The sequence below is a fragment of the Pseudomonas taeanensis MS-3 genome (genome assembly GCF_000498575.2).
Classification (GTDB): Bacteria; Pseudomonadota; Gammaproteobacteria; order Pseudomonadales; family Pseudomonadaceae; genus Aquipseudomonas; species Aquipseudomonas taeanensis.
The window spans coordinates 64,490-83,671 of record NZ_AWSQ01000005.1 but is presented as its reverse complement, the minus strand read 5'-3'; the positions used below and the strand labels follow the sequence as shown (position 1 = coordinate 83,671).

The following is a 19,182-nucleotide window of genomic DNA, read 5'->3' as shown; positions in this document are numbered from 1 at the left end:
TTAATCAACACCGGTGGAATTGACACCCCCTTCCAAGCAACCCCTATGCCATTAATATTTTCTTTATTATTCAAAGGTATACATAACAGCCAAAACCACTTTGGGGATTTTCCCCCACTCTTCGCCCACTCCTGCCCCGCCAGGGCCAGCCAACAAAGTCCCGTGAGCGAGTCGTTGTATACCGTTGGAGTGTGTCGCTGAAGCGCAGGCCCCAATCACCGGCTTGGCGCGCAAATGACGGCAGTGACGGCCCACGCAGACCGCCTACCCAGCGCATGCATTTGTCACTGAACGAGGCGCAAACCTTTCGCGCGTTTGCGGCCATCCAACGCTCCTTGTGAGCATCTGCTAGTGGCCTGTACGGTGAGTGGGTTAACCCAAGTTCGGATGATTGAGGTACCGAGACAAGACGCGCGACGAGTCATAGCGCGCAATGGCGAGGAGCGGCAACGCAGTATCGGGGCCTCAGACGTCGAAATGGACTAATTGAACTAGCCACGCAGGCCATTAGATAGCCAGTTCAAGAGGGTAAATAGCCCCGCTAGTGGGGATATTCCCCAGCAGTGGGCGGGAGATATCGGCTCAGGCCGATCAAAGTGAAGTGGCTTGCTCGCCCGCTTGCAGGCGCTGGTAAAGCTCGATCACCCGGGGAACATAGCGTTGGGTTTCGGCAAACGGCGGAATGACCCAGCCGCGACTCCTGACGGCTCCAGGGCCCGCGTTATAGGCGGCCAGAGCCAGGGAAAGGTCATTGTCGAACATGGCCATCAAACGTTTCAGATAGCGAGCGCCGCCGCGGATATTCGCTTCCGGGTCCCAAACATCCTCGACCCCCAGTTCGCGGGCAGTATCCGGCATCAACTGCATCAAGCCGGCCGCACCACCCGCCGAGAGCGCCGTCGGATCGTAGTTCGACTCGGTATCGATCACCGCATGCAACAAGGCTTCGGGCAGCCCGTTCTCGGCTGCGGCCGCCACCACTAACTGGGTGAACGGCCGCGGCTTTGTCAAAGCCTGGCGCTTGGTTTTAGGCAGTGGCGACGCCGCTGTTTCCCGGCGCACGCGGACATAGTGCTGCCCTTCACGATACACATTGGAGAGCGTCACGCTGCCGTCTGCGGCTACGCCTCTATAGACATCGGCCTGCACAGTGACCGCGGCCGTTACGGCGCCGACAGCGAGCAAACATAAGCTAGACAGTCGCATCCTCGAATCCCCTCGACGAAGGTCAAGTGCAGCCGTGCAGCCGCAAGCACCTGATTGGTTGTGCCGCTGCAGCACGCAAAGCCTGTGCCGGGAATAGTGCGTAGCCCACGCAAGGCGATACCCCGGGCTCGCCTTGCACGCCTCTTGCATAGCGCTCATTGACAGGCTCACAGCAAACCATGGCTATGGAGGCTTCTATGCAATTGCGTCGTCACTTGGCCCTGCGGGGCCAACAAGGTTTCACCCTGCTCGAACTGTTGGTGGTGCTGGTAGTACTTGGCTTGCTCGCCGGTATCGTCGCCCCCAAGTACTTCAACCAGCTCGGCCGCTCGGAAATCAAGGTTGCGCGTGCGCAGATCGAGGGACTGTCCAAGGCCATCGATATCTATCGTCTCGAAGTCGGTCGTTACCCCTCCTCCGAACAAGGCCTTGACGCGCTGGTGCTGGCACCCAGCGACGAGCCGAAATGGGCGGGGCCGTACTTGCAGAAGACCATCCCGCAGGACCCCTGGGGCCACGAGTATGTGTATCGCTCACCTGGCGAGTACGGCGACTACGACCTGTTGTCGCTGGGCAAGGACGGCCAGCCCGGCGGGGACGGCGAGAACGCAGAAATAACCAACTGGCAATGACGGGCTAGAACACCATGCGCTATCGGGTCAAAGGGGTGCGTAAACCATCTGCCGTGGTCTCCTTGGTTGTCGAGGCCCAGACACCTGCCGACGCCCTGCGCCTGGCGGAAGAGCAGGATCTACGGGTGTTGACCCTGCGCCCGGAACAGCGCTGGTCGCTGAGCCACTGGCGCGCGCGCGAGGCCTTCCCGCTGCTGCTGTTCAGTCAGGAACTGACCACCTTGCTGAATGCCGGACTGGCCCTGATCGATGCGCTGGAAAGCCTGGCCGAAAAAGAGTCCGCGCCTGAAGCGCGCAAGATTCTCGCGGGTCTGGTGCGCTTGCTCTATGAGGGCAAGTCGCTCTCCCAGGCGCTGGGCCAATACCCCTGGGTGTTCCCGGCGCTGTACGTGGCCCTGGTCAAGTCCAGTGAAAAGACCGGCGCGGTCGGCGACGCCCTGAGCCGCTATGTGGCGTACCGCAGCCGCATGGATGAGGTACGCCAGAAGATCGTCAGCGCCTCGGTCTATCCACTGCTGCTGTTGGTGGTCGGCTGCGGCGTGCTGCTGTTTCTGATCGGCTACGTGGTGCCCCGCTTCAGCCTGGTGTTCGAGGGCCTCGGATCCAACCTGCCCTGGTTGTCGCAAGTGCTGCTGAAGTCCGGCTTGTTCCTGCATGCCCACCAGGCCAGCGTATTCGGCGGCATGCTGTTGGCGATCATCACCAGCGCCCTCCTCCTGCGGCAAAACAGCGTGCGCTACGCCTTGAGCCAGTTAATCGAGAAGGTCCCGACCATTCGCCGGCGTATCTTCATCTACGAGCTGGCGCGCTTCTACCGCTCGCTGGGCATTCTGCTGCAAGGTGGCATTCCCGTACTCACGGCGATGAGTATGGTCCGAGGTCTGCTCAACGTGGCCTCTCGCAGCCGCCTCGACCAAGCGTGCGAACGCATCCGCGAAGGCCATGCGCTGTCCAGAACCCTGGAGGAAAACCAACTGGCAACGCCGGTTTCCCTGCGCATGCTGCGCGCCGGCGAGCAGTCAGGAAATCTTGGCGAAATGATGGAGCGCACCGCCGATTTTTATGATGAAGAAACCAGCCGCTGGATCGAGTGGTTTGTCCGGCTGTTCGAGCCCCTGCTGATGGTCTTCATCGGTTTGATCATCGGGGTGATTGTCATCCTGATGTACATCCCGATCTTCGAACTGGCCTCGAGCATTCAATAGCGCAGGCAACTTGCGTCCTAGCAACGCCTACAGCCCCACTCTGCAGTGGCTCTGCTGAATGACTCCCGCGCAAAAAAAACGCCGCGGCATATGCATGCCCACGGCGTAGAGGATTTAACCTGGAGCACGAAGACGCTGTCAGCGCCCGTAGTGCTCTTTGCCCCAATTAAGTAGTTCTTCCAGCAACTGGCGTAGCACCAGGCGGGTCGGATCGGCCAGGGACGTCTGGTAGGTGTAGGGCTCTACCTCGTCCATGTACAGAGCCTGCGCCAGTTCCAACTGGATGGCGTGGATATGATCTGCGGGCTTGCCGTAATGACGAGTGATATGCCCGCCCTTGAAGCGCCCGTTGAGCACGTGGCTGTAGTGCGGCGCAGCGGCGCACACCTGCTTCAGCCGTTGCGCCACTTGCAGGTCGCAACTGGCGCCCTCATTGGTACCCAGGTTGAAGTCTGGCAGGCGACCGTCGAACAGACGCGGCACTCGGGAGGCAATCGAGTGGGCATCGAACAGTAAGGCGTAGCCGAACTCGCGCTTCAGCCGTGCCAGCTCGGCTGCCAGGGTGCGGTGATAAGGCGTCCAGATTTCCGTCAGATAACGCGCCCGCTCCTCGCCCGAGGGCTCTAGGCCTTCCCGGAACAGCGGCTGGCCATCGAACAACGTCGAGGGGTACAGCCCGGTGGTCGCGCTGGCATACAAAGGCTTGTCGTCGGCCGGTCGATTAAGGTCGACCACAAAGCGCGAGTAGCCGGCGGCCAGGGTGCTGGCACCCAGTTCGGCGGCGAAGTCGTAGAGCCTGGGGATGTGCCAGTCGGTATCCGGCAGGCTGCGCGCCTGCTCGACCAACCCCGCCTCCACCGCGGGAGTCAGGCGCAGGCCGGCATGCGGCATGCTGATCAGCAGCGGCACACGGCCACGGCTGAATTCAAAGGCGTGGTTGATCTCAGACATCGATTTGCTCCTCGCCATGGCGGATCACCCGCTTGTGCAGTTCGCCGCCGAGCCAGTAGGCCAGCTCCGCCGGCCGGGCGATATCCCAGGCGACGAAGTCGGCGACCTTGCCGACCTCCAGGCTGCCGTGGCTGTCGGCCAGGCCCAGTGCCTTGGCCGCGTGCAGGGTAACGCCGGCCAGCGCCTCCTCCGGGGTCATGCGGAACAGGGTGCAGGCCATGTTCATCATCAGCCGCACCGACAGCGCCGGCGAAGTGCCAGGGTTGAGGTCGCTGGCGATCGCCATGGCCACGCCATGCTCACGCAGCACCTGCATCGGCGGTAATTGCGTCTCGCGCAGGAAGTAAAAGGCGCCGGGCAACAGCACCGCCACGCTGCCGGCAGCAGCCATGGCCTGGGCATCGGCCTCGTCCATAAACTCCAGGTGATCGGCCGACAGAGCGCCGTAGCGCGCCGCCAGACTGGAGCCATGCAGCGAGGAAAGCTGCTCGGCATGCAGCTTGACCGGCAGCCCCAGCTCGCCGGCACGCTGAAATACGCGTTCGACCTGCGCTGGGGAGAACGCCAGGTGCTCGCAGAAGGCATCGACCGCATCGACCAGACCTTCAGCCGCCAGGGTCGGCAGTATCTCGCTGCACACCAGATCGATGTACGCATCGCTGCGCTCGGCGTACTCCGGCGGCAACGCATGGGCCGCCAGGCAGGTGGCCTGCACGGTAACCGGCAGGCTTTCGCCAAGGCGGCGGATCACCCGCAACATCTTGCGCTCGCTGGCCAGGTCGAGGCCATAGCCGGATTTGATCTCCACCGTGGTCACGCCGTCATGCAGCAGGCTGCGCAGACGCTGCTGGGCACTGGCGAACAGCTCATCCTCGCTGGCCGTGCGGGTGGCACGCACCGTGCTGGCAATGCCGCCACCGGCCTTGGCAATCTCGGCATAGCTGACGCCTTCCAGGCGCTGCTCGAATTCACCACTGCGATCACCGCCGAACACCAGGTGGGTGTGGCAATCGATCAGCCCCGGGGTCAACCAGGCACCGCCGAGGTCGATGGTTTCGGCATAGTCGCCGGCTGGCAGTTCGGCGCGCGGGCCGATCCATTCGATGCGCTCGGCGCGCGTCACCAGCGCCGCATCCTCGATGATCGAGTAATGCCCACCGGCCATCGTGGCGGCGTGGCAATTGAGCCAGAGTTTGTTCATCACAGATCTCCAATATTCGAGTCGCTTACGACCGGCTTGCCGGCAACCGAGGCCAAGTCCAAAGCGGCGCGCAGGTAGTCATTCAACGGCCTGTTAATGTGCATCTGACCCTCTGACATTCGCCTGGCCGTGCGAAAAATCGCCGCCAATCGGTTAATCCAGTCTTCACTGTCGTGCAGCGGCGGCTCACTGCCGGGAGCGTCGCCGCTGCACGGCGGTGGCTTATACCGACTGCAGTGGATGCAGAAGCGGGAACAGCGGGTGTTCCAGGGTAGCGCCTTCAGGTAATTCGTCGACCAGGCCAGGGAATTCCGGCGAGGTTTTCCAGTGACGTGGCGCATGGCGCATGTCGTCGCCAAGGAAGCGTACAGAGAACGCCCTCCGCCGCCGGTTGCCGCCGACACCCGCCGAGGCATGCAACGTGAGCATATGGAAGAACACTACATCACCGGGCTCCAGCTGCCAGCCGAGGATATTCCAGGCTGAACGATCCGCCTCGATATCCGGCAGATCAGCCAGGCTGCCTTCCGGGAACCAGCGTGCCTGGTTGTCCAGGAAGGTTCGCGGCATCAACCAGGGGCCCAGGTGCGAACCGCCGACAAACTCCAGCGTCGCCTCGCGGGACACCGGGTCCACCGGCATCCACATGCTGCAGTTCTGCCGGCCCTCTACGTTGTAATAGGGTTGATCCTGGTGCCAGGGCGTACGCTGTTGGGTATTGGGTTCCTTCACCAGCAGGTGGTCGTGATAGAGCCTTGCCGCTTGGCTTTGCATCAGCTGCGCGGCGACCTCTCCAACCCGGCTATCGAAGATAAAGCGCCGATAAGCATCAATCTCTTGCCAGTTGCAGAAGTCTTCAAAGAACCAGCCAGGGTCGTCTGGACTGCTGGCAACCTTGGCGCGCTCGCTGGGCTTGGCCAGGTTCTGCTCGATGCCAGTCGTCAGCAGGGCAACCTCCTCGGCACTGAACAACTGCCGAATGCAGATAGCTCCATCGCGCTGAAAATCTTCCACCTGCTCAGTCGTTAATTTGAACTCACTGGTTTGTAGCGTCATTGAGGTTATTCCTTGTGGCTCATAACACCATGGCCGCGGCCCAACCAAAGGCAATCAGCGGCAAGTTGAAATGCAGGAAGGTGGGTACCACGGTGTCCCAGATATGGTCGTGCTGGCCATCGGCATTCAGGCCGGCGGTCGGGCCCAGGGTTGAATCCGAGGCCGGCGAGCCAGCATCACCGAGGGCGGCAGCAGTACCGACCAAGGCGATCACCGCCAGTGGCGAGAAGCCGAAGCTGAGCGCCAAGGGCACATAGAGGGCCGCAATGATCGGCACGGTGGAAAACGACGAGCCGATACCCATGGTAATCAGCAGCCCCACCAGCAGCATGACCAGCGCCGCTAGACCGCGATTGTCGCCGATCAGCTCCACCGAACTGCTGACCAGTGTCGGAATTTCCCCGGTGGCATTCATCACCCCGGCAAAACCCGAGGCGGCGATCATGATAAAGCCCACCATGGCCATCAAGCGCATGCCTTGAGTAAACACATTGTCTTGCTCACTCCAGCGGATGACCCCACTCATGGTGATGATGGAGAAGCCGACCAAGCCGCCAAAGACCATGGACCCCGTCCACAGCTGCACCACCAGGGCCAGCACCAGGGCCAGCAGGATCATGCCCAGTTGCCTGGACGTCAGGCTGGCGGCCTGCTCTTCATGAGAACCTTCGATGGGCAGATCCTGGTAGCCGCGCTTGCGCCGATAGCTGACCAGCAAGGCAATGGCCAGACCGACCAGCATACCCAGCACCGGAAGCAGCATCGCTTGCGGCGCCATGCCCGCGGTCACACTGAAGGCTGCTGCCTCACCCGCACTGTTGATCTGGGCGATCAGGATATCGTTGAGAAAGATGCTGCCGAAACCCACCGGCACACACATATACATCACGGTGATAGAGAAGGTAATGGCGCAAGCGACCGCGCGACGATCCAGCTGCAGGCGGTTCATCACATGCAACAGCGGCGGCACCAGAATCGGGATAAACGCAATGTGTACCGGAATCACGGTGCCGGACGCGAAGCCGGCCAATATCAAGCTCGACAGCATGCTCCACTTGATGACGGTTAAATGACTGCCCGAGTGATTGCCGTTACTGATGTAACTCACCACACTTCGCGACATCCGCTGTGAAAGGCCCGTGCGCGACAGCGCGATGGCGAACGCACCCAGCGTGGCATACGCCAACGCCACCGGAGCTCCTCCTCCTAGACCGCCATTAAAGGCCGAGACGATATCGCCCATCGGCATGCCGGCATACAGCCCGCCCACGACCGCCGAAACAATCAGAGCGAAGACTACCGATACCCTCAGCAAACTCAGGGTCACCATCACCAGAACAGCTAATACGATTGCGCTCACGCATTACTCCCTATTGTTATTTTTATTGGTTGGCGATGCAGAGCGCAGCCGCTGTGCATCGCCCTTACATTTATTGACTTGGCAGCAGTTGCGCAGGCAATAGAGTGCTCAGGCAGCGTGAAGCGATCAGCTGGCTGGCGGCCTCGATGTCCGGGGCGAAGAAACGGTCTTCCTCGTAGTGGCTGACCTGCTCGCGTAGCGCAACGCGGGCCTGTTCCAGCTTCACCGAAGTCTTACGACCTTCGCGAAAGTCCAGGCCCTGGCAGGCGCCCAGCAGTTCCACGGCGAGGATGCCACGCACGTTATCGGCCATTTCCCACAGACGCTTGCCGGCGGCCGGGGCCATGGACACGTGGTCCTCCTGGTTGGCCGAGGTCGGCAGACTGTCGACGCTGTGCGGATGGGACAGTGCCTTGTTCTCGCTGGCCAGTGCGGCGGCGGTAACCTGGGCGATCATGAAGCCGGAGTTGACCCCGCCATTGGCCACCAGGAACGGCGGCAACTGCGACATGTGTTTGTCCATCATCAGCGAGATGCGCCGCTCGGACAGCGAACCGATTTCGGCGATGGCCAGGGCCAGGTTGTCGGCGGCCATGGCCACCGGCTCGGCGTGGAAGTTGCCACCGGAGATCACATCGCCCTCGGCGGCGAACACCAGCGGATTATCCGACACCGCGTTGGCCTCGACTGACAACACCTCGGCAGCCTGACGGATCTGGGTCAGACAAGCGCCCATGACCTGCGGCTGGCAACGCAGCGAATACGGGTCCTGCACCTTGTCGCAGTACTCGTGGGACTGCGAGATTTCGCTGCTCGGGGTGAGCAGGTCACGATAGGCCGCGGCCGCATCGATCTGCCCACGCTGGCCACGGGCCGCGTGAATGCGTGGATCAAACGGGGCGCGCGAGCCGAGCATGGCCTCCACACTCAGGCCGCCGGTGACCAGCGCCGCGCCGAACAGATCCTCGGCCTGGAACAAGCCGCGCAGGGCGTAGGCAGTGGAGACCTGGGTGCCGTTGAGCAGCGCCAGGCCTTCCTTGGCCGCCAGGGTCAGCGGCTCGAGGCCAGCCTTGGCCAGCGCCTCGGTGGCCGGCAGCCATTCACCCTGATAGCGGGCCTTGCCCTCACCCAGCAGCACCAGCGACATGTGCGCCAAAGGTGCCAGGTCGCCGGAGGCGCCGACCGAGCCCTTGAGCGGGATATGCGGATAAACCTCGGCATTGATCATGGCGATCAGCGCGTCGATGACCAGCCGACGAATACCGGAGAAGCCACGGCTCAGGCTGTTGACCTTGAGCACCATGATCAGGCGCACCAGGTCATCATCCAGCGGTTGGCCAACGCCGGCGGCGTGCGACAGCACCAGCGAACGCTGCAGGTTTTCCAGGTCTTCGCTGGCGATGCGGGTCGAAGCCAGCAAACCGAAACCGGTGTTGATGCCGTAGGCGGTGCGGTTCTCGGCGAGGATCTGCTCGACGCAGGCCACGCTGGCCTCGATGCCTGCAGAGGCACTGTTATCCAGGGTTAGGCTGACGGGTGCCTGGTGGATTTGACGCAATTGGGCCAGGGTCAGCTGACCGGGCAGAAGATTCAGAGTGTTCATGTTCAGGCTCCTTTAACCGCGGTAATCATCGGCAGGTTGAGGCCCTGCTCCTTAGCGCAATCGATGGCAATTTGGTAACCGGCATCGGCGTGACGCATCACCCCGGTGGCCGGATCGTTGTGCAGCACACGAGCGATGCGTTCGGCGGCTTCATCGCTGCCGTCGCAGACGATGACGACCCCGGAGTGCTGGGAGAAGCCCATGCCGACGCCGCCGCCGTGGTGCAGCGAGACCCAGGTGGCGCCGCTGGCGGTATTCAGCAGGGCGTTGAGCAGTGGCCAGTCGGACACGGCATCGGAGCCGTCTTGCATGGCTTCGGTTTCGCGGTTGGGGCTGGCGACCGAACCGGAGTCCAGGTGATCGCGACCGATCACCACCGGCGCGGACAGCTCGCCACTGCGGACCATTTCGTTGAACGCCAGGCCGAGCTTGGCGCGCTGGCCCAGGCCGACCCAGCAGATACGTGCCGGCAGCCCCTGGAAGGCGATGCGCTCGCGCGCCATATCCAGCCAGTTGTGCAGGTGCGCGTCATCGGGAATCAGTTCTTTGACCTTGGCATCGGTCTTGTAGATGTCCTGCGGGTCGCCGGACAGCGCGGCCCAGCGGAACGGACCGATACCGCGGCAGAACAGCGGACGGATATAAGCCGGAACGAAGCCGGGGAAGTCGAAGGCATTGCTGACGCCCTCCTCCTTGGCCATCTGGCGGATGTTGTTGCCGTAGTCGAAAGTTGGTACGCCTTGCTGCTGGAAGTCCAGCATGGCCTGCACGTGCACGGCCATCGACTGCTTGGCCGCCTTGACCACCGCAGCCGGCTCACTCTGCGCACGCTGGCGATACTGCTCCCAGCTCCAGCCGATCGGCAGGTAGCCATTGAGCGGGTCGTGGGCGCTGGTCTGGTCGGTGACCATGTCTGGGCGCACACCGCGCTTGACCAGTTCCGGGAGAATTTCGGCGGCATTGCCCAACAGGGCGATGGAGATGGCCTTGCCTTCGGCGCAGTACTTGGCGATACGTGCCAGAGCGTCGTCCAGGTCGCTGGCTTGCTCGTCGACGTAACGGCTGTTCAGACGGAAGTCGATGCGGCTTTGCTGGCATTCGATATTCAGCGAGCAGGCACCGGCCAGGGTCGCGGCCAGCGGCTGCGCGCCACCCATGCCACCCAGGCCTGCAGTCAGAACCCACTTGCCTTGCAGGCTGCCGTTGTAGTGCTGGCGGCCGGCTTCGACGAAGGTTTCGTAGGTGCCCTGGACGATGCCCTGGCTGCCGATGTAAATCCAGCTGCCGGCGGTCATCTGGCCGTACATGGCCAGGCCCTTGGCATCCAGTTCGTTGAAGTGCTCCCAGTTCGCCCAATGCGGCACCAGGTTGGAATTGGCGATCAGCACGCGCGGGGCATTACTGTGGGTCTTGAACACGCCGACCGGCTTGCCGGATTGCACCAGCAGGGTCTCGTCGTCGTTCAGTTGCTTGAGGCTCTCGACGATCTGGTCGTAGCACTCCCAGTTGCGCGCGGCGCGACCGATACCGCCATACACCACCAATTCCTTGGGGTTCTCGGCGACTTCCGGGTCGAGGTTATTCATCAACATGCGCAGCGGCGCTTCGGTCTGCCAGCTCTTGGCATTCAGCTGGGTACCGCGTGGGGCGCGGATTTCGACATCACGGAAACGGCTTGAATTACTCACAAGAAATCCTCCAGAAAATTTTGCTGCTTGCATGGCTCTGCAGATTTGCCACGCCAAGACACAGGCTGAATATAAGCATGTATATACAACCTATATCAAGCTATTTTTAAGCCCGCGCAAGATCACTAAACGCCACCCATCGCAGACACGCAAACAGCCGCCTACGGCGCGATTCGCGCTGATTAGCTAGATGGATCAGGAGATACCCGCAGACCTGCGACGTGGGCAGGCATCGGCTTGTCAGACGCCGGTGACGGCGATACCCACCAACGCCTCAGCAGCCTTCGGCGGCTCGACATGCACAGCGACGATTGGCAGGGGTGCTTGCGGCAAAGGTCACACCGCGCGGAATTTGATCATGGCCACTTCCATAGCCACACGAGATGCGGGATACCACAGCCAGACAGTCAACCGCGCGCCAAGGGCGCGCGGACTGCCCTAACCTATTAGGCTTGTTGTCTCAGACCATCTTTCGTAGCACATGAGCAAAGGCCAGCTGGGTTTGTTCCTCGGCGGCGTGGCGACCGCCGCGGATTACCTGCTGCCCGGCGACGAACACATCGCGGATTTGCCGATCACCGCCAGCAAACAACCAGCGATTGAGAATGCCATCGCCCTCGGCCGTGGCGATGTATGGATCATTGCCATCGAGCACCAGCAGGTCGGCGCGCTTGCCCACCTCAAGCGCACCCACTGGCTGCCCCAATGCCTGGGCGCCGCCGGCCACCGCGGCATCGAACAGGCTGCGACCAATCATCGGCTGGTCGCTGCGGTAAAAGCGGTTGCGCTTCTGGTCGCGCAGACGCTGACCATACTCGAGCCAGCGCAGCTCTTCAGCCACGTTCACCGAGATATGGCTGTCCGAGCCTATGCCCAGGCGCCCGCCTTGAGCGATGTAGTCCACGGCGGGAAAGATCCCGTCGCCCAGGTTGGCTTCCGTGGTAATGCACAGGCCAGCCACCGAGCCACTGCTGGCCATGCTACGGATCTCGCCCGCATCCGCATGGGTCGCATGGACCAGGCACCAGCGCTGATCCACCGGTACATGCTCGAACAACCATTGCAATGGCCGGCGGCCGCTCCAGGTCAGGCAGTCACTGACTTCCTTCTGCTGTTCGGCAATATGGATATGAATCGGACAGTCGCTGCTGTCGGCGGCCAATACGGCGCTGATTTGCTCTGGCGTCACCGCGCGCAGTGAGTGGAAGCACAGCCCCACTTGCTGGGCGGGCTGTTGCGCCAGCAGCGGACGCAGGCGCTCGATCAGGTTCAGGTAGCTGTCGGTGCTGTTGATAAAGCGACGTTGCCCATGATTGGGCGCTTGGCCGCCGAACCCCGAGTGGGAATAGAGCACGGGCAGCAGGGTCAAACCGATGCCCGCATCCCGCGCCGCGCGGCTGATGCGCAGCGCCAGTTCTGCCGGCTCGGCGTAGGCCTGACCGTTGCTGTCATGGTGCACATAATGGAACTCGGCGACGCTGGTGTAGCCGCACTTGAGCATCTCGATATACAGCTGACGGGCGACGACTTCGATTTGCTCGGGGTCCAGGCGCTCGACCAACCGGTACATCACGTCGCGCCAGGTCCAGAAGCTGTCGTTGGGATTCCCAGCCAACTCGGTCAGACCGGCCATCGCGCGCTGAAACGCATGCGAGTGCAGGTTCGGCATGCCCGGCAACACCGGACCGGCGAGGCGTGTGGCCCCTTCAGGCGAGCCGTCAACCGTGATCTTTTCCAGGTTGCCGGAGGCGGAGATATCTAGACGCACGTTCCGAGCCCAGCCCTCGGCGAGCAGTGCGGAAGAGGCGAAGAATGCGGGCATAGGGGTTATCCTAGGTGCTGACTTTATTTGTATATACATATACAGACCTTAGCATCGACTGTAAACGGTCATGCCGAGTAAGTGAGGAAATTCACAGGCCCAAAAGTCACCTCCAGAGCAGCTGACAGGCATGACTCGCCCTACTTGGCTCCCCACTGACGATGAGTATCGTTGGTCAGAAACGCGAGCGCATACACACCGCCATTTAGGCATTCGGACTGACGCCGCTTCCCTCAGCTGGCAACTTTCTGTTCTTCGAGACGCCGCACGAAGCGAAAGAACTGAATACTGCGCTGCTGGCAGCAGCGAGTGATCGTCAAACCCTGGCGTGAGCCTGGCTATACCCGCTTCCTGCGTGTGAACATAGGCAGCCGCGAAGACAACGCCCTGTTCCTTTCGGCACTGGCCAACGTGTTAGCAACCCGCTAGGGGATTGAAATATGCCCAAGGACAGACTGCCGCAACCGCCGCAAGCACGCTATCGTCAGGCGAAATCCTTTGTCATGACGAAAGTACGTTCTGGAGAATGGAAGCCCGGCGCCCTCATCCCCTCGGAACAGAAGCTGTCCCTCGAGCTGAACATGTCGCGGATGACGGTCAACCGCGCTCTGCGCGAGCTGACCGACGAGGGCGAACTGGTTCGCCTGTCCGGAGTCGGCACCTTCGTCGCCAATCGCAAGCCTCAGTCCAACTTGCTGATGATCGCCAACATCGCGGACGAAATTCAGGCGCGCGGACACCGCTACTCCTGCCAAATTCTGCAGCTGACGCGCGAAAGCGCCTCTCTTGCCGTGGCGGCCGCCCTCGAACTGAAAACTGGCAGTTCGGTCCATCATCTGGTCTGCGTTCATTCTGAGGACGGCGTACCCGTGCAATTGGAAGACCGCTACGTCAACGCGCAACTGGTGCCCGAGTTCCTCCAGCAGCAGTTCGGTAACGACTTACAACCGTCGCAATACTTGTTGAACACTATCGCCGCCGACGATATCGAACACATAGTCGACGCAGTACTGCCAACCCCGGAGGAGCGCCAGCAACTGCACATCAGTGAATATGAGCCCTGCCTGGTGCTGATTCGCCGCACCTGGTCGCAAAACCAAGGGGTCACCTTCGTGCGTTTCCTGCACCCCTCTTCACGCTACCGCCTGGGCAGCCGTGTATCGACCAGCGGCAACAATCGCTCAGGGTAAACCCGGATCAAGCATCCACAGCACGCTGGGAAATAGAGAGCTCCTGGAGTGCCCCTCCTAGAGGCCGCTAATCGGGTCAAACTCAACGAGTCAGGGATTGTTGCGCCACACAACAACCGCACCCTACTGGCCTGCGTGTTCAGGCACTAGGCGTGAGCCGATGTAACTCAATCACGCAGCAACGACCGCCAACTGACGCGTCCAGGCGCCACTCACGTAAATCCGCCTCAGCGTCCAGCACCAGACAGTCATATTGCCCGAGCACAGGGCAAGCTTCACCTTCAAGACTCACGCGCAGGCTACCGGCAGTACTGAACAGCAGCACTAGGGCAGCGGAGCTATAGAAGTGCGTGGGCGTATCGAGTGCCAGCCACTGCAAGCGTGCGGCATAGCGATCCGGCGCATAAATCAGGTTGAAGTCGCGAATGGCGCCATCCAGCAACCGGCAGTCGACACGACTGCCACCGGAAAACGCGAAGGCATCCGACGACAGCAGCGGCCGCGAGATAACCCCGTCGACTTCCAGCTGCATCCCTGCGCCTTCCAGTACCGTGATGAGGCGCTGATAGCCGTTGAACTCAGAAAAACCACCGGACTCGGCAATGTCGGCAATGGACAGACGCCAACCGAAGCCATCGAGTCCTTCGCTAGCATCCTTAACGATTTCCTGGGTGCTGCCGCCGCCATTCTTCCACGGCATGCGCGGATAATCGGCGGCCCTGAGAACCTTAATCTCGCTCATGAACTGAAACGCCCCTCCAGACGATGGCGTGAGCCCGGGTGCAGCAGGCGCGCAGTAGAAACCGCCTGTTGCCCGGACCAGGTGCGTCGACGAATCAACAAGCAGGGCTCGTTGCGTTCGATCTGCAGCAACCGGCATTCCTCGGCTTCGGCGAGTATGGCTTCGACTACATGCTCACCCTCGGTCAGCGGCGCGACCCGCGACAGGTAGGCATAGGGCGTGAGCTGGGTGAAATCCTGCTGCAGGTAGTCCGGTGCCACGAGCGCATTGACGTAGCGATCCTCGAGCTGCACCGCAACGTCATTCTCGTAATGCACGATCAGTGAGTGGAAGACTTTCTGGCCCTGGCGCAGATCGAGCGCAAAAGCTCGCTCTGGACTGGCCAGTTCCTCGCCCAGACGAATCACCTGGCAATGATGACGATGACCGCGGGCGGCGATCTCGTCGGCGATGTTGTTAACTGCAAATAACGCCGAACGCCCTTTCGGCTCAGCGACAAAGGTGCCAACCCCCTGCATGCGCACCAGCAGACCATCGCTGGTCAGCTCGCGCAGGGCACGGTTAATGGTCATGCGACTGAAGCCCAGCTCTTCCACCAGTTCACTTTCCGAAGGCACTCGATGGTGGACGGGCCACGCCCCACTCTGAATTTGCTGAATGATCATCTGCTTCACTTGGGCATAGAGCGGGGCAGGAATGTCACTGAGCTGATCGGCCAGCAGCGAAGACCGCAGGAGCTGCTTAGACATGTGATTCTCCTCGGCAGCCAAGTGTCTAGCTTGCCTTCGACTAACAAAAATGCGCATGTATATACAGAAGCATACAAATGCATAAGGCATTAGTATGCATGAATTAATAGCGTCTTGGGCATCCCTGCCTGAAGGCCGGATTGAGGAGTTGCGAGCGACATGGCACGAGGCAATACGACTTACATAGTCGAGCACCGCAGCTTTTACGTATCCAAACCACGAATATCTGTGGCGCCCTATCTGCCAGATACTATGCCTGTCACCCCTGAACGCGCCCACACGGTGCCCAAGAATCCAGCCTGCTGACGTAGATCGAACGCCCACCTTACGGTGGCTACATACTCATTATCTCTGTTCGTGGAACCTGCAATGGACAATCTCCCTCCACTTCGCGCACTGCAAGTTTTTGACACCGTTGGCCGCTGTGGTGGCATTTCAGAAGCAGCCAAACGCCTGGGTGTTTCGGCCGGAGCGGTGAGCCAGCAGATGAAAATCCTGGAAGATGCGCTGGGCATAAGCTTGACCGCCCGGGACGGCAAACGCATACGCTTGACCAGTGCGGGCCAGCGTTACCATCAGAGCTGTGCCAGCGCTTTCGAAAACCTGCGAATCGCCCAGGCTGAAGTCGAGCAGTCGAAAAACAGAAGCAATCTGCGAGTCAGTGCGCTGCCATCCCTGATGTCAGGCTGGCTGGCCCCGCTGGTATTTGCCTGGCAACAGAGTCAAGCGGATGTCGATATCTATCTTGACGGCAGCCATGCGGAACCATCCAGCAGTGGCTATGAGATCGACTTCCGTATTACCTACAGTGATCGTGCGCTGGATGCCGAGAACTCCATCGAACTGTTCCGCGACTGTGTCGTGCCCGTATGCAGTCCAGCCCTGCTCCCCAGTGACCCAGCCCAAGTAACGCCTGCCTCGTTAATGGTCTACCCATTGCTATCCATCGACTGGCTACCCAAGTTCGCTTCGCCGCCCTCATGGCGCGACTGGTTCAAGGCAAACTCTGTTGAGTGCTCACAACTGCATGACAGCCATAGAGTCTTTTCTCTCTCGGCGGTAGCCATACAGGCCGCCATCGCAGGCCAAGGCTTCGCCCTCGCCCAATACTCGATGATTGAGCAAGACATTGAGGCCGGTCGCCTGGTTATGCCCTTAAGCCGCCCCCTGCCCATGCCTGCGTCCTATTTCCTCACCTGGACAAAGAGCGCTTTCGATCACGACCACTGCCGACAATTCCACCGCTGGCTAGTGGCGCGGGGACGGGAGCAGAGTGAGCGCAACTTGGCACTATTTGCAGACGCCGGAGAATAGTGCTCCTGAAGCTTATCCTTCACTTTCAGCCATCCGACGCTATCTGACAGGCGCTGCCTGGCATAGCCTGATTTGTCCGAAGTGAAGGCTTTGTACGGGGGTATAACTGGATCATGCAATGTACGGTGGCTGGCCGTATGCCTCTACTAGCATCCCGCCCTGATTAACCGATGCAGAACCCACCCATAGGTGTGTAGGTAACTGTAATGCAAACACCGGTGCAGGCGTAACGGTGCTCTTAGCTACCCAAATCGATGGTCACGGTACTCAGCGGACGCGAGCAGCAAAGCAGAATCGCGCCGTTCTCCGGGACTTCCAATGGCTCCTCGAAGTACTCGACATCGCCCTCGCGCAAGTCCACCTGGCAGGTACTGCACAGGCCGGCCCGGCAATTGAATGCTGGGGTCAGGCCGGCTTGCTCGGCCAGATCGAGGAGCGAGTTGCAGTTCTGATCCCAGGCCAGCGTAGTGCCGGAAGGCAGGAAGCGTACGCTCAGGGTTTCCGCGCCCTGCTCCACACTGCTCTGCGCGACCGGCACAGGTACGGGTGTCGGCACGGAGGCCGGCTCCGATTGCTCGATATCGTCCTCTTCGAGGATGGTCGCAGGACCAAAAAACTCGTAATGGATACGCTGCTGGGCGATCCCCAGACTACGTAACAGGCGCCAATTGGCCTGCATGAACAGCCGCGGGCCACACAGATAGACGTCGTAGTCATCCAGTGGCAGCAGCTCTTGCAGGGTTTCCCGGGTGACTAGGCCCTGGCTGTGATAGGCATGATCGTCCGGACCAGGATTGCGGTAGCAGAAGTGTGCGCGGATCCCGGGACGACGCTCGGCCAGGGCCAGCACCTCATCGCGGAAGGCATGCACTTCGCCATTTTCACAGGCATGGATGAAGTGCACCGAACGGCCCGAATCCTGACTCAACTTATGCAGCATGCTCAGCATCGGTGTCAGCCCGACACCGCCACTGAACAGCACCACCGGGCGCTCACTCTTTTCGTCGAGAACAAAGTCACCAGCCGGGCCGGCAACTTCCAGCAGATCGCCCACCTGCACGCGGTCATGCAGGTAGTTGGAGCCCAGCCCGGCAGGCAGCTCGGGCCTGTCGAAGGGGGCCGGCTCGCGCTTGACCGAGATACGCAGATGCGCGGGATTCGCGACATCCCCCGAGAGGCTGTAGTTACGCAACAGGGTACCGCCGTCTTCCCGCGGCAGGCGCACGATCAGGTACTGCCCCGGGCGAAAGCTCAGGTTCGCAGAGCCATCGGCAGCCGTCAGGACAAAGGAGGTGATGACGCTGCTTTCCTGCTGCTTATCCACCACCCGATAGTGGCTGAAGCCACGCGGGTTCGGCTGGGTCTGACGCTCGGCACTCATATCACACCTCCGCGTGTTGCTTAACCAGCGGAATCAAGCTGCTGGCTTGCTCCTGTTCGATCAGCTTGTTCAGATTGCGGCGGAAACGCAGCGGCCCGGAGTCGGAGGCCAGATCGATGTTTGGTGTTTGTTTGTTAGACAAGCCGCTGTGTACGGCCTCCAGGATAACGCGGTCCTCGGAGAAGGCATGGCGCACGTCTGCATCGAACTCGCGCGACACGGCCTCGTTGGTTGGATCGAAGTTGCGCATCTGGAACCAGTAGTAACGGGTATTCGATTCGTCGATCGGGGTCATGAAGTTGTAGGAGTTCATCAGGAACACCTGCTCATGCAATGGACCTTCGTCCGAGCCAGTGCCAGCCGGGGTGAACAGTGCCTTGATGATCGCCTGCGCAGGGTAGTGCACTTCGTAGTGCTGCTTGCGATCACAGTGACCGCTGAATTGAACAAACTTTGCGTAGAAAGGCGCCACCTCGACATCACGCATCCAGCGCGAAACGATCACCCCGACGTCGGTGACCGTAGTCTTGAGCGGTTCTTCGGCGCATGCCGCATTGCCAAAAGAGCTCTGATGCACCCAGGCCACGTGGGAAGGATCGAGCAGGTTATCGGTCACGTATAGATAGTTGCAGGCCACGATCATGCTGTCGCCGCGATTCATGCCCCAGGTCGAATCGCCCCACTCAGGCACGTCGCAAATCTTGCTTGGGTCAGCCAGTTCGACAGCGCCCATCCAGATCCAGATCAGGCCGTAGCGTTGCTCCAGCGGATAACTGCGTACCCGCGCACCTTGCGGTATGCGGCTGCTGCCTGGGGCACGGACGCAACTGCCGGAGCAGTCGAAAGTCAGGCCGTGGTAGCCGCACTCTAGCGTATCGCCCTGCCGGCGCCCCATGGACAGCGGCAACTTACGATGCGGGCAAGCATCTTCCAGCGCGGCCGGGGTGCCATCGGTCTTGCGGAACAGCACCACTTTCTCACCGAGGATAGTCGCGGGGTACAGGTCTTCACCCAGTTCCGCCTCACTGGCCGCTACATACCATGCATTTCGCAGAAACATAGGTTCTCTCCATAAGTTGTTA

General features: G+C 61.0%; 16 protein-coding genes. 4 read left to right on the top strand and 12 right to left on the bottom strand.

Going from position 1 to position 19,182, the window contains the following annotated elements:
• Window positions 1-591 precede the first annotated feature (591 nt).
• Window positions 592-1,206: a lytic transglycosylase domain-containing protein gene (locus TMS3_RS17720; protein ID WP_025166628.1), complete on the bottom strand. Its 615-nt coding sequence runs from the start codon at window positions 1,204-1,206 to the stop codon at window positions 592-594.
• Window positions 1,207-1,403: 197 nt separating this feature from the next.
• Here TMS3_RS17720 and gspG point away from each other — a divergent pair, with 197 nt between their 5' ends.
• Entirely contained in the window at window positions 1,404-1,838 is a 435-nt protein-coding gene (gene gspG, locus TMS3_RS17715) for a type II secretion system major pseudopilin GspG (RefSeq protein WP_029866458.1), read from the top strand.
• A gap of 14 nt (window positions 1,839-1,852) precedes the next feature.
• Window positions 1,853-3,043, top strand: coding sequence for a type II secretion system F family protein (locus TMS3_RS17710; protein WP_025166626.1), 1,191 nt, complete (start codon window positions 1,853-1,855; stop codon window positions 3,041-3,043).
• 138 nt (window positions 3,044-3,181) lie between these two features.
• Here TMS3_RS17710 and hutG read toward each other — a convergent pair whose 3' ends face one another.
• From hutG to TMS3_RS17675, 7 genes are all read right to left on the bottom strand, one after another.
• Complete coding sequence (gene hutG / locus TMS3_RS17705; RefSeq protein ID WP_029866457.1) at window positions 3,182-3,994, bottom strand: N-formylglutamate deformylase; 813 nt, start codon at window positions 3,992-3,994, stop codon at window positions 3,182-3,184.
• Window positions 3,987-5,195 (bottom strand): imidazolonepropionase, encoded by a 1,209-nt coding sequence (gene hutI, locus TMS3_RS17700; RefSeq protein WP_025166624.1) that lies wholly within the window; start codon window positions 5,193-5,195, stop codon window positions 3,987-3,989. The genes hutG and hutI overlap by 8 nt, the downstream gene beginning before the upstream one ends.
• A gap of 222 nt (window positions 5,196-5,417) precedes the next feature.
• Window positions 5,418-6,251 (bottom strand): phytanoyl-CoA dioxygenase family protein, encoded by an 834-nt coding sequence (locus TMS3_RS17695; protein ID WP_025166623.1) that lies wholly within the window; start codon window positions 6,249-6,251, stop codon window positions 5,418-5,420.
• Between the two features lie 19 nt (window positions 6,252-6,270).
• Window positions 6,271-7,611 (bottom strand): Na+/H+ antiporter family protein, encoded by a 1,341-nt coding sequence (locus tag TMS3_RS17690; protein WP_025166622.1) that lies wholly within the window; start codon window positions 7,609-7,611, stop codon window positions 6,271-6,273.
• 70 nt (window positions 7,612-7,681) lie between these two features.
• Window positions 7,682-9,214: a histidine ammonia-lyase gene (gene hutH / locus TMS3_RS17685; RefSeq protein WP_025166621.1), complete on the bottom strand. Its 1,533-nt coding sequence runs from the start codon at window positions 9,212-9,214 to the stop codon at window positions 7,682-7,684.
• Window positions 9,215-9,216: 2 nt separating this feature from the next.
• On the bottom strand, window positions 9,217-10,935 hold the full coding sequence (hutU, locus tag TMS3_RS17680; protein WP_083491785.1) for a urocanate hydratase: 1,719 nt from the start codon (window positions 10,933-10,935) through the stop codon (window positions 9,217-9,219).
• A gap of 427 nt (window positions 10,936-11,362) precedes the next feature.
• Window positions 11,363-12,724 (bottom strand): formimidoylglutamate deiminase, encoded by a 1,362-nt coding sequence (locus TMS3_RS17675; protein ID WP_025166619.1) that lies wholly within the window; start codon window positions 12,722-12,724, stop codon window positions 11,363-11,365.
• 440 nt (window positions 12,725-13,164) lie between these two features.
• Here TMS3_RS17675 and hutC (TMS3_RS17670) point away from each other — a divergent pair, with 440 nt between their 5' ends.
• Window positions 13,165-13,914: a histidine utilization repressor gene (gene hutC / locus TMS3_RS17670; RefSeq protein WP_025166618.1), complete on the top strand. Its 750-nt coding sequence runs from the start codon at window positions 13,165-13,167 to the stop codon at window positions 13,912-13,914.
• 139 nt (window positions 13,915-14,053) lie between these two features.
• On the opposite strand, the gene TMS3_RS17665 is transcribed toward hutC (TMS3_RS17670), so the two are convergent.
• Window positions 14,054-14,656, bottom strand: a complete 603-nt coding sequence (locus TMS3_RS17665) for a HutD/Ves family protein (RefSeq protein WP_025166617.1) — start codon at window positions 14,654-14,656, stop codon at window positions 14,054-14,056.
• The gene (hutC, locus tag TMS3_RS17660; RefSeq protein WP_025166616.1) at window positions 14,653-15,405 is read right to left on the bottom strand and encodes a histidine utilization repressor; all 753 of its coding nucleotides are present in this window, start codon (window positions 15,403-15,405) and stop codon (window positions 14,653-14,655) included. Before hutC (TMS3_RS17660) ends, TMS3_RS17665 begins: the two co-directional genes overlap by 4 nt.
• A gap of 369 nt (window positions 15,406-15,774) precedes the next feature.
• Here hutC (TMS3_RS17660) and TMS3_RS17655 point away from each other — a divergent pair, with 369 nt between their 5' ends.
• Window positions 15,775-16,719 (top strand): LysR substrate-binding domain-containing protein, encoded by a 945-nt coding sequence (locus TMS3_RS17655; RefSeq protein WP_025166615.1) that lies wholly within the window; start codon window positions 15,775-15,777, stop codon window positions 16,717-16,719.
• A gap of 238 nt (window positions 16,720-16,957) precedes the next feature.
• Here TMS3_RS17655 and TMS3_RS17650 read toward each other — a convergent pair whose 3' ends face one another.
• A complete protein-coding gene (locus TMS3_RS17650) occupies window positions 16,958-18,100 on the bottom strand; it encodes an FAD-binding oxidoreductase (RefSeq protein ID WP_025166614.1) in 1,143 nt (380 codons plus the stop codon).
• A gap of 1 nt (window position 18,101) precedes the next feature.
• On the bottom strand, window positions 18,102-19,160 hold the full coding sequence (locus TMS3_RS17645) for an aromatic ring-hydroxylating dioxygenase subunit alpha (protein ID WP_025166613.1): 1,059 nt from the start codon (window positions 19,158-19,160) through the stop codon (window positions 18,102-18,104).
• Window positions 19,161-19,182 lie beyond the last annotated feature (22 nt).